The organism is Streptomyces sp. NPDC054765 (genome assembly GCF_053612065.1).
Window position 1 is genome coordinate 87241 of sequence record NZ_JBSHBP010000027.1, and the last position, 14144, is coordinate 101384.

Annotated in this window: 10 protein-coding genes and 3 pseudogenes; 6 read left to right on the plus strand and 7 right to left on the minus strand. The window is 69.3% G+C overall.

Translation table 11 applies throughout. The features are described from left to right. Nucleotides 1–39: 39 nt before the first annotated feature. A complete protein-coding gene (locus ACWGJY_RS19080) occupies nt 40–1461 on the minus strand; it encodes an amino acid permease (protein WP_453261977.1) in 1422 nt (473 codons plus the stop codon). A gap of 222 nt (nt 1462–1683) precedes the next feature. Then, the gene (locus tag ACWGJY_RS19085; RefSeq protein ID WP_453261978.1) at nt 1684–2475 is read right to left on the minus strand and encodes a bestrophin-like domain; all 792 of its coding nucleotides are present in this window, start codon (nt 2473–2475) and stop codon (nt 1684–1686) included. A gap of 160 nt (nt 2476–2635) precedes the next feature. Between ACWGJY_RS19085 and ACWGJY_RS19090 the strand changes: the two are divergent. After that, nucleotides 2636–2755 (plus strand): annotated as a pseudogene (locus tag ACWGJY_RS19090) (VOC family protein); the annotation flags it as partial. A gap of 180 nt (nt 2756–2935) precedes the next feature. Here ACWGJY_RS19090 and ACWGJY_RS19095 read toward each other — a convergent pair. The 3 genes and pseudogenes from ACWGJY_RS19095 to msrA form a co-directional block, all read right to left on the minus strand. Beyond that, a pseudogene (locus ACWGJY_RS19095) lies at nt 2936–3718 on the minus strand (proline iminopeptidase-family hydrolase); the annotation flags it as partial. Further along, on the minus strand, nt 3715–4077 hold the full coding sequence (locus ACWGJY_RS19100; RefSeq protein WP_453261979.1) for a nuclear transport factor 2 family protein: 363 nt from the start codon (nt 4075–4077) through the stop codon (nt 3715–3717). The pseudogene ACWGJY_RS19095 and the gene ACWGJY_RS19100, both read right to left, overlap by 4 nt. Nucleotides 4078–4727: 650 nt before the next feature. Further along, entirely contained in the window at nt 4728–5405 is a 678-nt protein-coding gene (gene msrA / locus ACWGJY_RS19105) for a peptide-methionine (S)-S-oxide reductase MsrA (RefSeq protein WP_453261980.1), read from the minus strand. Between msrA and ACWGJY_RS19110 the strand changes: the two genes are divergently transcribed. Beyond that, nucleotides 5404–5538 carry a hypothetical protein gene (locus ACWGJY_RS19110; RefSeq protein ID WP_453261981.1) on the plus strand — a complete coding sequence of 45 codons (135 nt, stop codon included), beginning with the start codon at nt 5404–5406 and terminating at the stop codon, nt 5536–5538. The two genes, msrA and ACWGJY_RS19110, sit on opposite strands and share 2 nt — an antisense overlap. 383 nt (nt 5539–5921) lie before the next feature. On the opposite strand, the gene ACWGJY_RS19115 is transcribed toward ACWGJY_RS19110, so the two are convergent. After that, nucleotides 5922–7082 (minus strand): hypothetical protein, encoded by a 1161-nt coding sequence (locus ACWGJY_RS19115; RefSeq protein ID WP_453261982.1) that lies wholly within the window; start codon nt 7080–7082, stop codon nt 5922–5924. Nucleotides 7083–7351: 269 nt separating this feature from the next. On the opposite strand from ACWGJY_RS19115, the gene ACWGJY_RS19120 reads away from it, so the two are divergent. Beyond that, the gene (locus ACWGJY_RS19120; protein WP_453261983.1) at nt 7352–8512 is read left to right on the plus strand and encodes a cystathionine gamma-synthase; all 1161 of its coding nucleotides are present in this window, start codon (nt 7352–7354) and stop codon (nt 8510–8512) included. A 741-nt stretch (nt 8513–9253) separates the two neighbouring features. Here ACWGJY_RS19120 and ACWGJY_RS19125 read toward each other — a convergent pair. Continuing rightward, nucleotides 9254–9754 carry a MarR family winged helix-turn-helix transcriptional regulator gene (locus tag ACWGJY_RS19125; RefSeq protein WP_453261984.1) on the minus strand — a complete coding sequence of 167 codons (501 nt, stop codon included), beginning with the start codon at nt 9752–9754 and terminating at the stop codon, nt 9254–9256. A gap of 330 nt (nt 9755–10084) precedes the next feature. On the opposite strand from ACWGJY_RS19125, the gene ilvA reads away from it, so the two are divergent. The 3 genes and pseudogenes from ilvA to ACWGJY_RS19140 all read left to right on the plus strand — a co-directional run bounded on the left by ilvA (nt 10085) and on the right by ACWGJY_RS19140 (nt 13946). After that, nucleotides 10085–11248: a threonine ammonia-lyase gene (gene ilvA, locus ACWGJY_RS19130; RefSeq protein WP_453261990.1), complete on the plus strand. Its 1164-nt coding sequence runs from the start codon at nt 10085–10087 to the stop codon at nt 11246–11248. Nucleotides 11249–11794: 546 nt separating this feature from the next. Then, nucleotides 11795–12769 (plus strand): annotated as a pseudogene (locus ACWGJY_RS19135) (ATP-binding cassette domain-containing protein); the annotation flags it as partial. A 373-nt stretch (nt 12770–13142) separates the two neighbouring features. Beyond that, nucleotides 13143–13946 carry an ABC transporter permease gene (locus ACWGJY_RS19140; protein ID WP_453261985.1) on the plus strand — a complete coding sequence of 268 codons (804 nt, stop codon included), beginning with the start codon at nt 13143–13145 and terminating at the stop codon, nt 13944–13946. The last annotated feature ends 198 nt before the right edge of the window (nt 13947–14144 follow it).

The window sequence follows — 14144 nt, forward strand, 5'->3', positions numbered from 1 at the left end:
TGTATGCCCACTACGGCGCGGCACGGCCCTGGCGGCGCGTCAGGCCGGCGAGCGGAGGCCGCCGGCCCGGCGGTCGCGGCGCTGCTTGAGATGGCCCGCGGCTGCCAGCGCCGCCACCACGACGGCCGTACCGGCGAGCTGATGACGGCCGTCCGCGTTGGCGGCCATGACGACGAAGACACCGAGGATGGCGGCGAACGCGACCCAGGTCAGGTAGGGGAAGCCCCACATCCGGACCGAGAGCAGTTCGGGTGCCTCGCGCTCCAGACGGCGGCGCATCTTCAGCTGGGTGAGGCAGACGATGGACCAGACGACCAGCACCGAGCAGCCGGCGATGTTCAGCAGCCAGGCGAACACGGTGGTCGGCCAGACGATCCCGGCGATCACGGCTGCGAAGCCGAACACACAGGACGCCAGCACCGCCGCCGCCGGCACACCCTTGGTGACCTTGCCCAGGAAACGCGGGCCCTGGCCCCGGTTGACGAGGGAGTACGCCATGCGCGACGAGCCGTAGATATTGGCGTTCACCGCGGAGAGCAGCGCCACCAGCACCACGATCTGCATGATCGTGCCGGCGGCCGGGATGCCGAGCCGGTCGAGCACGGTGACGTACGGGCCCTGGGTGGCGACCTTCGGGTTGTTCCACGGCACCAGGGTGACGACCACGGCCATGGAACCGATGTAGAAAACGGCGATACGCCACACGGCAGTACGCACGGCACGGACCACGTTCCGGCTCGGCTGGTCGGACTCCGCCGCCGCGATGGTCACGGTCTCCAGACCCGCGAACCCGGAAATGGTGCTCAGCAGCCCGGCGGCGAGTCCGGCGGCGCCGTTCGGGAAGAAGCCGCCGTGGCCGGTGAGATGGCTGGTGCCGGGGGCGTTGCCGAACACTCCGAGAATGCCGAGCACGCCGAGCACCAGAAAGGCGACGATCGCGGTGACCTTGATTGCGGCGAACCAGAACTCGAACTCGCCGAAGTTCTTGACCGCGGTCAGATTGCTGGCGCAGAAGAACACCATGAAGATCGCCACCCAGCCGTAGGCGGGGATGAACGACACCCAGGTGTGCATGATCGAGCCCGCCGCGGTGGCCTCGGCGGCCACGCCGGCACAGAGCATCAGCCAGTACATCCAGCCCGAGGTGGTGCCGGCCCAGGAGCCGATTTCCGCCTCGGCATGCACGGAGAACGAGCCGGGGGAGGGCCGGGCCGCGGACATCTCGCCGAGCATCCGCATGATCAGCATGACCAGCGCGCCGGCGCCTATGAAGAGGAGGACGATGGCCGGCCCGGCCGCGGCGATGCCGACCCCGGAACCCACGAAGAGCCCCGCGCCGATGACCCCGCCGAGCGCGATCATCGACAGATGGCGCTGCTTGAGGCCGTGCGACAACACGGACTCGCCGTCCTGCACGGCCTGCGGGGAGCCCTGGGGTGACCGGGTGATTGTCCGACTCATGGTCGTGCCTGTTCATTGCTTGAGACGTTCAGTGAGCTTCACGAGTGTGCGGGGACGCGTGGCGCGTACGGCGTGAACGCCCGCCATTCGGACCTTTCACTTACACGCAGTGAAGGAGCTGACACGCAGTACGTGCCTCATCCCGTCACACACGGGCCAGAGCCGGCGCGGCCACTACGGGAAACCACGGGAACCTACGGGCTCAGGTCCACGGCCTCCGGCCTACTGAGGTGACGACAGGCCGTTGACCACCGCGTTCAGCGGCTCCGGCGACGTGGCGAACTCGCCGAGGAAAGGAAAGGACAGTTCCATGACGAGGAACAGATTGGCGGCAACGAGGACGCTCACCGCTCCGACCATCCCGTAGTGCATCGGAGCCTGCGCAGAGCCGAAGACGACGGAAAACCCGAGGACCAGTCCAGTGGTCAGAAAGATCACCATCCACAAGGACAGGGGCGGGCCGATGTTGCTGCGCGCCGCCAGCAGCCGTTCCGTTCGTGCGAGAGCCAACTCCTTCAGGGACGTGAGCGAGCTGGCGAGGAAGGCCCGTTGGGTATCGCTGCGGGGCGTGATGCTCTCGTACGTGTGGTGCAGGCCCTTCAGCGCATTCTCGGCCGCGGGCGTGGCAAGGCCATCCGCGGCGTGGGGCCACTCCGCCACCGCCGCGCGCCCGTACTCCAACACACTCTGCCGGATCCGTGCGCTCTCGGCCTTTCCGAACACCTCGCTGCCACTGGACATCTGCATCGCCACGGCGCCCTCGGTTCGCACCGTCTGGTCTGCCGAGTTCACCTGTCCCCAGAGCGCGAGAACGATAAAGCCGATCAGAAATCCGTAGACCACGGCGATCACGGGGAAGACGAATTCCGCGACGTCGTTGTGCTCCCCCTGCTTGAGACGAGGGAAACGGTGCCGGACAATCACCTGGACAACTGCCGTCCCGCCCGCGATAACGACAACGAGCCCCGCCAGCACCAACCAGGACGGCACGTTCATCACAATCCAACGGGACACAGCCCCACACTCCTGACGTATCTCCCCCCACCCACCACCACCGACGCGGTGGCCAACGAACACCCCGCCCTCCGGACACGCCCGCTTCGCCTCTTTGCCTCTTCTCCTTGCCTCTTCGCTCCTTCTTCTCTTCGGCGGGAGGCGGCCGCACATGACGCCCGAGGCGGAGCGCCTCAGGGGCAAGGGCGTCCGCTTCACCCAGGGGCCGACCGGCCTCGGCACGGCCGTCACGGCGGTGTTCGACGACACCTGCGGAAACCTGATCACGATCGCTCAGCAGAAGTATCGGGCGCCGAACGGCGCGCGCGGGCCGGCCGTCACGCTGCAAAGCACCGGCAACGGCCGCCGGTGCCGCCCGCTCGGCAGTTTCGTGCCGATACGCGCGTGCTTCGACGCGCGCCATGTAGTCCTGAATGAGGGAGACGTACGCATCGCGAAGGGGCTCCTCCTCCAGATATCCCATATGGGCTGCGCCGGGCTGCGTTACATGCTCGGAATCCGGAATTCTTTCGGCGATATCGGCGAGATGCGCGGGAACGCATTCGTCGAACTCGCCACCGAGGACGAGTGTGGGGACCTGGATCCGTTCAAGTGCGTCGAAAATGTCCCAGTCCTTGAGCGTGCCGGTCACGTGGTAGTCCGCATGCCCGATCATGGTCCGGAACGTTGTCAAACTCATGAGTTCCGGGTCCAGGCTCACGGAAGAGGTACGCAGCACGCACGCGCGCATGTACTCCTCTTGGGCCACCCAATAATCGGGATCGTCTGTCTCGCCTCTCAGCTCCCGGCCGTAGGTGCGGTCGAGTACGTTGCCCGGCAGTTTCGCCATCAGGTCTCGGACCTCCTGCTCGAACCTGGGCACGCTCGCCAGGCCATTGGCGCAGACCAGGCTGGTCCATTCCGGCGCCCGCTCCGCGGCGTACTGAAGGCCAAGCATCGCTCCCCAGGAGTGGCCGTAGACGTGCGGGCGTTCCAGGCCGAGCCCCTCGGAAACCGCGCCCAGTTCGTCGAGGAAGCGGTCCACCGTCAGCAGCGAGATATCGTCGACCGGATCCGAACGCCCTACGCCGAGCTGGTCGTACCAGACGACCTCGCGCTCCTGGGCGAGTGGCGCGAAGGCGTCGAACAGCAGATCACTCGGGTAACCCGGTCCGCCGTGGACGAGCAGCAACGGCGTACCACCGCTGCCCGTTCTGCGGTACCACACCTTGCCCCCCGGTACGGAAATCCTGCCTTCCGTCATGCCGACCCCACCTCATAGGCATACTCCTCCATCCGGTCGATGAGATATCCATCGAACCGGAAGTACATCGCGGCGTGGAACTCACTCCGCGAACCGTCTGGCATGGTCAGACGAAGAACGTGCTGCTGAAGTACCTCGTTCGCGCTGTGGAATTGGCGTGTGATGTCGAACCGCAGCGAACCGACCATGTCGGCAAGGGGCTTGAGCTGTTCCAGTTTTTCGTCGATCGTCTGGTCTCCCTTGCCGTCGTTGTGCCATACGGTGGCCGTTTCCGTGCACATGGCCCGCACTTCGTCGAAGTCATGCGATTCCAGGTGCCGCAGGCACCGAGTCGCCATCTCGCCGATGTTCTTCCTCATGTCTCATTCCTCTGAGGGGACTGGTTCGGTGACCCCAAACATAGGAAAGAAGGCCCGCAGAGGTAAGTCTTGACTTGGTTCTGCGCTTCAGGCAGTTGGACGGCAAGCGCGAAGAAACCGCAAGTCAGAGGGGTGGCGGCGCGTCCGAGAGGACATCTCCTGGGGGAAAATCGATAGTTGATCCCGTGGGAAGCGCTGTGGAAGCGCCGTGGAAGGGCGGCAGCCGCGTCGGCCGGTTGACGACCGCTGAGCACGTTATTTGTCGGCCGGCTCCGCTCTTCCTCGGGAGGTCCCCGGTAGTTGATGGTGAGGTTTTGGATCGCGGCAGCCTGAATCGCCGGACCGAATATCGTTCCGGAAAGATCGTTATCTACTCGCGATGGCTCTGCGGGAGAGCCTTGATTCCTGTCAGCTGCCCCCAAAGCCCCCCGTTCCCCCTCCATGGCATGTCCGGCGGCCATGCAGCAGAGGGCATCTGGGGGGCCGTCATGGCGAACCTGTTTCTGGGAGGACCGCAGAGGGAAGGCCAGCGGTTGCCCGCGTGGGCCGAGCTGCGACGGCGCTCGGGTGAACAGGGTCAAATGAACCGGCGGTGACCGGCGTTGTGCTCGTGCCCGGGGTTCGATGTGGGCGGGGGCGTGCGGTTCGTGTCAGATGTCTGTCTTGGCCACACCTACCGGGCAGCTCACGCCCGTCCCGCCGATGCCGCAGTACCCGCCCGGGTTTTTGGCGTCCGAAAGATACTGCTGGTGGTAGCCCTCCGCCGGGTAGAAGGGGCGGCGGGTGGTGTCGGTCGGGAGGATTTCGGTGGTGATGTCGGCGTAGCCGGAGTTCTGGAGGACGGTTCGGTAGGCGTCGCGGGAGGCTTCGGCGGCCTGTTGCTGGGCGGGGGAGTGGGTGTAGATGGCGGAGCGGTACTGGGTGCCGACGTCGTTGCCCTGGCGGAAGCCCTGGGTCGGGTCGTGGGACTCCCAGAAGAGCTTCAGCAGGGCCGTGTACGGGACGACGGCGGGGTCGTAGACGACGCGGACGGCTTCGGTGTGGCCGGTGTGGCCGCTGCAGACCTCTTCGTAGGTGGGGTTCTGGGTGTGGCCGCCCTGATAGCCGACGAGAGTGGTCCAGACGCCCTTGGTTTGCCAGAACTTCCGCTCGGCCCCCCAGAAGCAGCCCAGGCCGAAGTCGGCGACCTCCAGGCCGTCCGGGTACGGGCCGAGCAGCGGGTTGCCGAGGACGGTGTGCCGGTCGGGGACGGTGAAGGCCCGCTCGGGGCGCCCTTCGAGCGCTTCGTCCGGGGTGGGGAGGTGGCTCTTGAAGCGGGAGAAGAGCATGGCGATCAGGCTCCTGGGGCTGGGGCTGGGGCTGGGGCTGGGGCTGTGGGGCTGGGACGCGGGCTCGGCTGGGCTGGTTCGGGGGCGGAGGGCGTACGGGCAGTACATGGCGTTGTACTGCCGGGAACGCTGAGGGGGTGGGGGGTATTCCGGACCGGGCGTGTGGTCGTAGGCCGGGTCGGGTCGGGTCCGGTGGAGAGGGGAGGCGGCGCGGCTGCGGGGTGGGGTCGGGCCGGTGTCCGGGGTGGCTTCCCTTTCGAGGGTGATCTGGGAGCAGTGGCTTTCGATGATGCACGGGGCCACTGACATTCGGCCGCGGGCGTGTTGAGCCTGCAGGCCGGAAGTCGGTGCTGGAGTCGGTGCTCGGAGTCGGTGCTCGGAGTGGGCGTGGGGAGCCGGTGCTCGGAGTGGCCGTTCGGAGTGGGTGCTCGGCGCCGGAATATCAGAGCCGGTAAGTCGGGTACGGCCCCTGTGCCGCCTCTGCGTGGCCGCCCGTCGTCCGCTCGCGTGGCGGCGCTAGTTCCCCGCCGGCGGAAAGCCCGCCGCGTTGCCGCCCAGCTGTTCCCAGCCCGCGATGGCCAGGGCGCGGTAGGCGGCGTACTCGGCGGCGGGGCTGCGGCCGTACGACCACGGGACGGCGCCCACATGGCCGTCGACCAGTCGGAGCTGTTCCATGGCCTCGGCGTAGCGCTCGGCGCGGACCAGGAACCAGACCAGGAGATGGCGGACGTGCGGGGCCATGGGGTGGTCGGCGGGGGCCTCGCGGAGGGCGAAGTGGGCGCCCTCGATCGCGCGTTCGACGACCGCGCTCCGGTAGAGGCTGCGGACCATGTTGGCTTCGGGGAGGTGCTCGTAGACCGCGAAGAGGGGGAGGGCCGGGAGCAGGGTCTTGGCGGGGGCGGCGGACGCGGCGCGCTCGGCGAAGGCTTCGGCCTCCTTGCGGGAGCCGTGCCACTTCTCGGACCAGTAGGGGAGCGCGGCGAGGTGCGCGCCCATGTGCCGCGGCGCGCGCTGGGCGACCTTGGACCACAGCTCTTCGTAGTCGGCGGGGCGGTCGCCCAGACCGCGGGCGACGGCCAGCTCGGTGATGTACGGGACGGGGCTGCCGGGCGCCAGCAGGGCCGCCTCCCGGCAGACCGTACGGGCCTCTTCGAGGATCATGCGGAAGTCCTGCGAGCCCGGGTCGCGCAGCGCCTGTACGACCAGGAACTGGGCGTGCGTCTGGGCGCCGCCCGGGTCTTTGGGGGCCTCCGAGCGCCAGGCGTGCAGCCAGATCCCGCCGGTCCGGCCGCCGTCTTGGTACCCGGGCGCCGTACCGCGTCGCTGCTGCTCCGTCGCCTCCTCGGCGGCCGGCTCGAACGCGGCGGCGCCGGCCAGCGTCTGCACCCGCTGCCAGCGGCGCTCCCAGTCGTCGCCGGTGGACTGCAGCAGTGCCGCGGCCGGGCGCCAGTCGTGCGTCCGGCGCATCTCGGTCAGCGCATCGGCCAGCTCCTGATCGGGGCCGGGCAGCCGTACGTCGAGCTCCTCCAGCGGTACGAAGCCGTAGCCCGCCATCGGGTCGGAGGCCACCACCAGGCCCTGCCGGGTGTGCTGCACGGCCCGCCGGCGCCGCATCCAGGGCAGGAAGACGAAGCCGCCGAGTGTGAGCGCGGCGAGAAGAACCAGTAGAGCGTCCATGTGGGGAGTCCTGTACCTGTAACGGCTACCCGTGCAACGGAAGCCTGTGCAGCAAAGGCCTGTGCAACAGAAGCCTGTGCAGCGGCGCGGGGCGGGGCGGGGCGAAGGGGAGGGGGCGGGAGCGGTCGGATTCGGTGGGGTGGTGGGGCGGTGGGGCGGCGGATCCGGTCCGCCGGGAACCTGTGTGTGGCCTCTCGTAGGTATCCACTATCGAGCCAAGCAGAAAGTTCCGAAAAGTTCGGTCGCGCGGCCGACTACCCTCGGCAGACATGAGTGACCAGCGCGAACCACGCCACCAGCATTTTGAAACCGTTGCCATCCACGCAGGTCAGGAGCCCGACGAGGCCACCGGCGCGGTGGTACCGCCCATCTACCAGGTATCCACTTACAAGCAAGACGGGGTAGGTGGGCTCCGCGGCGGCTACGAATACAGCCGCAGCGCCAATCCGACCCGTACCGCCCTGGAGGAGAACCTCGCGGCGCTCGACGGCGGCCGCCGGGGCCTCGCCTTCGCCTCCGGCCTCGCCGCCGAGGACTGCCTGCTGCGCACCCTCCTGTCCCCCGGCGACCATGTCGTCATCCCCAATGACGCGTACGGCGGGACCTTCCGCCTCATCTCGAAGGTCGTCGAGCGGTGGGGTGTCGAGTGGTCGGTGGCCGACACCTCCGACCCGAAGGCCGTGCGCGACGCGCTGCGGCCCCGTACGAAGGCGATCTGGGTGGAGACGCCCAGCAACCCGCTGCTCGGCATCAGCGACATCGCGGCACTCGCCGGTGTCGCCCATGACGCCGGGGCCAAGCTCGTCGTCGACAACACCTTCGCGAGCCCCTACCTCCAGCAGCCGCTCGCCCTCGGCGCGGACGTGGTGGTCTACTCCACCACCAAGTACATGGGCGGGCATTCGGATGTCGTCGGCGGCGCCCTCGTCGTCAACGACGACGCCCTCGGCGAGGAACTTGCCTACCACCAGAACGCGATGGGGGCGGTCGCCGGACCGTTCGACGCCTGGCTCGTGATGCGCGGCATCAAGACGCTCGCCGTCCGCATGGACCGGCACAGCGCCAACGCGGCACGCATCGCAGACCTGCTGAGCTCCCACAAGAAGGTGACCCGCGTCTACTACCCGGGGCTGGCCGGGCACCAGGGCCACGAGGTTGCCGCCAAGCAGATGCGGTCCTTCGGCGGCATGGTGTCGTTCCAGGTCGCGGGCGGTGAGCAGGCGGCGGTGGAGGTCTGCAACCGGGCCAAGCTGTTCACCCTCGGTGAGTCGCTGGGCGGCGTCGAGTCGCTGATCGAGCACCCGGGTCTGATGACGCACGCCTCGACGGCCGGTTCGCTGCTGGAGGTCCCCGCCGACCTCGTGCGCCTCTCGGTCGGCATCGAGTCCGTCGACGACCTGCTGGCGGATCTCATGCAGGCGCTGGGCTGACGGTCCGCGCGTCGGCCCTGCCGTTCACCACCCCTCCGCGGGAGGGGTGGTGTGGGCCGGCGGGGGCAGCCCGGGGTGATGCATGGCTGCCCCCGCCGGCGCCGGCACGGCGAGCAGCGCCGGCGCCGGCCGAGGCGTCGCAGCAGCCTGCGGTGCGCCAGGAGACGGCGGCCGCGGGTGGTGGCCCGTTCGGCGAGATCGGGCGGTACGAGCGGGTGCGGCCCGGTGCCGTAGGACGAGGACCAAGCGCTCCCGTGGGGGCAGCCGGTCCCAGACGGCGTACGTCCGCGAGAGTGCGCGGGTCAGCAACTCCTCGGCGGCCGGTGCGGGCCGGGAAGCGGGCTCGCCGGTCGGCAGGGTGGCGGTATGCAGCAGCCGGCCCGACGCGCCCGCCACGAACAACGCGAACTCCCGGGCGCGGCGGCGCTCCCGTGCCGGTCGCCGCTCTCGCACCGCGCCTCCCGGATGACGGACGCCCGACCCTCTGGGCTCCGCCAGCACGGCAGTGCGGCCGAGGGGGCAAGAGGCGCGACGGCCCGGCAATACGGGGATCTGCGCTCAAGAGGGGCGACGGTTATGGGGGCCGGGGGCCGGGGGTCGGGGGTTGAGGTCCGGGGCTCGGCGGCAGGCGTTACGGCTGGCGCGCGGCGGTACGGCGGGCCCTCGGCCTGCGTTCGTCCCGCGCCCGCCGGCGTCAGCGCTTCCGGCGCGCGGGCGTCGGGACGTCGGCTCCGCCGGCATTCAGGACGTCGGACCCACCGGCGCCAACGAAGTGGTGATGTCGGCCAGGGAGACGTTGAAGCGGGTCAGGAGTGTCGTGAACGCCGTGCGTTCCTCCTCGGTCCACTGCTCGGTCACCAGGGCCATCAGCGCGCGGCGCGAGGTGCGCACCTCCTCCAGGCGGGCGCGGCCGCGCTCGGAGAGCTGGAGCACCACGGCCCGGCCGTCCTCCGGGTGGGTGGCGCGGCTGACCAGCTCGGAGTCGACCAGCGGGGCGACCTGCCGGGTGACCGTAGAGGAGTCGATGCCCATGCCGGCGGCCAGGGCCTTGACGCCCATCGGGCCTTCCTGGTCCAGGCGGTTGAGCAGCAGATAGGCGGCGCGGTCCATGGAATTGCGTGCCTGTCCGACGCCGCCGAGCCGGCTCTGCTCTGCGCGGCGGGCGAAGACGGCCACTTGGTGCTGCAGCGCGTCGAGGAGAGCGGGGTCGGTGTGGGTCGTCATGTCCGAAGAGGTGGGCATGGCCGGGAGCTCGCTTCGGTGGAAGTGCGTATGGATGGGAGGACAGCGTACGCGGACCAGGCGCGGAGTGTACCTGGGCTGTCCATTCCGATAACGCCCCGTAACCCCCTGGCGGACGTACGGGGGTTACGGGGCGCCGCGGCCGAGCCACCACCCGCAGCGGGTCTGATCGCCATTTGGGCAGAAAAGGCCGCATGGTGGGCGAACTGCAAGACTGGCGATATGGCCGACCACACGCCGCGTACGACGCACGGGACCTCCGCATTCACGCACCCCGCCGCGGACCCGATCGCCGCGATTACGGTCGATGACGTACGCGAGGCGCACAAGATGCTCTCCGGCGTCTCCCGGGCCACCGCGATGGAGGGCAGCCGCTATCTGTCGGGTCTGGTCGGCGCGCCCGTCCACCTCAAGTGCGAGAACCTCCAGCGCACCGGCTCCTTCAAGATCCGTGGCGCCTACGTACGGATAGCCGGGCTCTCGGCGCAGGAGCGGGCGGCCGGTGTGGTGGCCGCCAGCGCGGGCAACCACGCGCAGGGCGTGGCGCTCGCGGCGTCGTTGCTGGGGGTGCGGTCGACGGTGTTCATGCCGGTCGGCGCCCCGTTGCCGAAGGTCGCCGCGACCCGCGAATACGGCGCCGAGGTACGGCTGCACGGTCAGGTGGTGGACGAGACGCTGGCCGCCGCCCAGGAGTATGCGCGGGAGACCGGCGCGGTCTTCATCCACCCCTTCGACCACCCCGACATCATCGCCGGGCAGGGCACCGTCGGCCTGGAGATCCTCGAACAGTGCCCCGAGGTGCGGACCATCGTCATCGGGGTCGGCGGCGGCGGGCTCGCTGCGGGGATCGCGCTCGCGGTCAAGGCGCTGCGGCCGGATGTGAAGGTCATCGGCGTGCAGGCGGCAGGGGCGGCCTGCTATCCGCCGTCGCTGGCGGCGGGGCGCCCGGTGGCGATCGAGGGGCTCGCGACGATGGCGGACGGCATCAAGGTCGGACGGCCCGGCGAGGTGACCTTCGGGATGGTCGCGAAGCTGGTGGACGAGGTCCGTACGGTCACCGAGGACCAGCTCTCCAGTGCGCTGCTGCTGTGTCTGGAGCGGGCGAAGCTGGTGGTGGAGCCGGCCGGGGCGAGCCCGGTGGCGGCGCTGCTCGCCGACCCGGAGTCGTTCGAGGGGCCGGTGGTCGCGGTGCTGTCCGGCGGCAATGTCGATCCCTTGCTGCTGCAGCGCATCCTGCGGCACGGCATGGTCGCCGGCGGGCGCTATCTCTCGCTGCGGCTGCGGCTGACGGACCGGCCGGGGGCGCTGGCGACACTGCTCGGGGTGCTGTCGGCGGCCGATGCCAATGTCCTCGATATCGGCCATGTGCGTACGGATCCGCGGCTCGGGCTGACCGAGGTCGAGGTGGAGCTGCATCTGGAGACGCAGGGCCCGGTGCACTGCGACGAGGTGCGCGCGGCACTGCACGAGGCGGGGTACGCCATCGCGGGGTGAGCGCGATGAGGGGCCTCGCGTGCCCTGCTGCCTCGTGCCGTGTCTTGCCGTCCCCTGCTGCTGTCTCGTGCCGGTCTCTTGCCGTCCCCTCCCGCTGCCTCCTGCTGTCTCGCGCCGTCTCCTGCCGTCCCCTCCCGCTGCCTCCTGCCGTCGCCCGCTGTCTCCTGCCGTCCCGTGCCGAGCGCGCGGCAGAGCACGGGGTGGGATGCGGGGTGGGATGCGGGGTGGGATGCGGGGTGGGATGCGGGGTGGGATGCGGCAAAAAGCGCGGGATACCGCAAAAGGGTTGCTGCACAGGGATGGGGCTGAGGGGGTTCGTGGGTATACCGTGGCGCCCCCACCCGCCGACGAACGTCTGTTCCCCTTCCGTTCGTGCGCGGAAAATCGAAATTTATATCGCGATGTATCGCGTATGGACGTAGCATCGCCGTTGCGGGGTGCCGAGGCGTCATGGCGTTCCGTTGCGGACAAATGCCCGCAGAGCAGGCATAGGCCGCCAACCGTAATATTCGACCTGGAACTGACCCAAGCCATGGGAGTACCCATATGCCAGGCGCCATTTACGCCGAAGGTCTGGTGAAGACGTTCGGCGACGTGAGGGCACTGGACGGCGTCGACCTCGACGTTCCCGAAGGAACCGTCCTCGGAATGCTCGGCCCGAACGGTGCCGGCAAAACCACCGCAGTGCGGGTCCTGACGACCCTGCTCCGGCCCGACCGAGGCAAGGCGGTGGTTGCCGGGATCGATGTCCTCGCGCACCCCGACAAGGTGCGGCGCTCGATAGGCCTGTCGGGCCAATTCGCCGCCGTGGACGAGTACTTGACCGGCCGCGAGAACCTGATGATGGTCGGCCGGCTCTACCAGTTGAGTGGCCGCGACGCCAAGCGGCGGGCCGTGGAACTGCTGGAACGCTTCCACCTCGGCGACGCCGCCGACCGCACCGCCAAGACCTACTCCGGCGGTATGCGCCGCCGGCTCGACCTCGCGGCCGCGCTGGTCGTCAGCCCGCCCGTGATGTTCATGGACGAGCCGACCACCGGCCTGGACCCGCGCAACCGCCAAGGACTGTGGGACGTCATCCAGGAACTGGTCGCGGGCGGTACGACCCTGCTGCTCACCACGCAGTATCTGGAGGAGGCCGACCGCCTGGCCCACGACATCTGCGTCGTCGACCACGGCAAGGTCATCGCCCGCGGCACCTCCGACCAGCTCAAGGCGCGCACCGGCGGCGAACGCGTCGAGGTCGTGGTGCACGCCCCCGAGCACCTGGCCGTCGCCGACGAGGTCCTGCGCGGCTTCGGCAAGGGCGAGGGCACCGTCGAACCGCACATCCGCAGGCTCACGGTCCCGGTGACCGGCGGCGCCAAGCTGCTCGCCGAGGTCATCCGCGAACTGGACGTCCGCGGGGTGGAGATCGACGACATCGGGCTGCGCCGCCCGACACTCGACGATGTGTTCATCTCGCTGACCGGGCACGCCGCGGAGGCCGCGGGGGAGAACGGCGCGGGCGGCAAGGGCGCCGTCGGGCGGCAGAAGAAGGGTGGCAAGGGCGCCGGGACCACCGGTCCGGGCGAGGCGGGCGCGGCGACCGAAGCGACGGAAGCCGCCGAAGCGACCGAAGTGACGGAAGCCGCCGAAGTGGCTGAAGTGACGGAAGCCGCCGAAGTGGCTGAAGTGACCGAAGCCGCTGAAGTGGCTGAAGCGACCGAAGCGACCGATGCCGCCGGTGCGGGCGCGAGCGCGACGACCGACAAGGAGGGCGCGAGGTGACCACGGTGCCCCAAGCGGCCGGCGACGCCCCTGTCCGCACCCCGCAGCCACGCGGCGGCCTCAGTAGATCCGTATGCGACTCCCTGGTCGTGAGTGGGCTGGAGGCCCGGAAGGAGCAGGCGACATGAGCGGCACGAGTGATTCCCTGGTCATCGCTCGACGGAACGTGACCCGCATGGCCCGGATTCCCGAAATGCTCATTTTTGGGCTCATCCAGCCGATCATGTTCGTGGTGCTGTTCAGCTACGTGTTCGGCGGCTCCATCAACATCCCAGGTGCGGGCATCAGTCCGTCCGGGTACCGCGAGTTCCTGATGGCCGGGATCTTCGCGCAGACCGTCACCTTCGCCACGGCGGGTGCCGGTGCGGGCATCGCCGATGACATGCACAAGGGGCTCATCGACCGCTTCCGGTCGCTGCCGATGTCCCGCGGTGCGGTCCTCACCGGCCGCACCCTCGCCGACCTCGTGCAGAGCGCGCTGACCCTGGTGGTGCTGGCCATGGTTGCGCTGCTGGTCGGCTGGCGGACTCACGAGAACATCGCCAAGGTGCTGACCGGTTTCGCGCTGCTGCTCCTGCTGGGATACGCCTTCTCCTGGATCGGCGCGCTCATCGGCCTGACGGTGCGGACGCCGGAGGCGGCCACCTCGGGCGGGCTGATCTGGCTCTTCCCGCTGACCTTCATCTCGAATGCGTTCGTGCCGTCGGAGAACATGCCCGCGTTCCTTCAGACCATCGCGAATTGGAACCCGTTCAGCGCCACGGTGCAGGCCTGCCGTGAACTGTTCGGCAACCTACCGCCGAACTATCCGGTGCCGGACGCCTGGCCGATGCAGCACCCCGTGATCGCGTCGGCGCTCTGGTCGGTGCTGATCATCGCGGCCTTCCGGACACTGGCCGTCCGCAAATACCGGTCGGCCACGGCCTGAGGCGCCCTCCCTCGTGCGGCGGCCCCGGGCCGAGCGGCCCGGCGCCGCGGACAGGGTGCCGCGGACAGGGTGCCGCAGACATGGCGAAGCGGCCCGGAGCGTGGCTTGGGTTCTAGTGGTCGTTGCAACACCCCAGCTCAAGGGGTGCAATGGACTTCGAGATCCGAGAGAGCCGAAAGCCGCAGGGCAGGAAGAAGC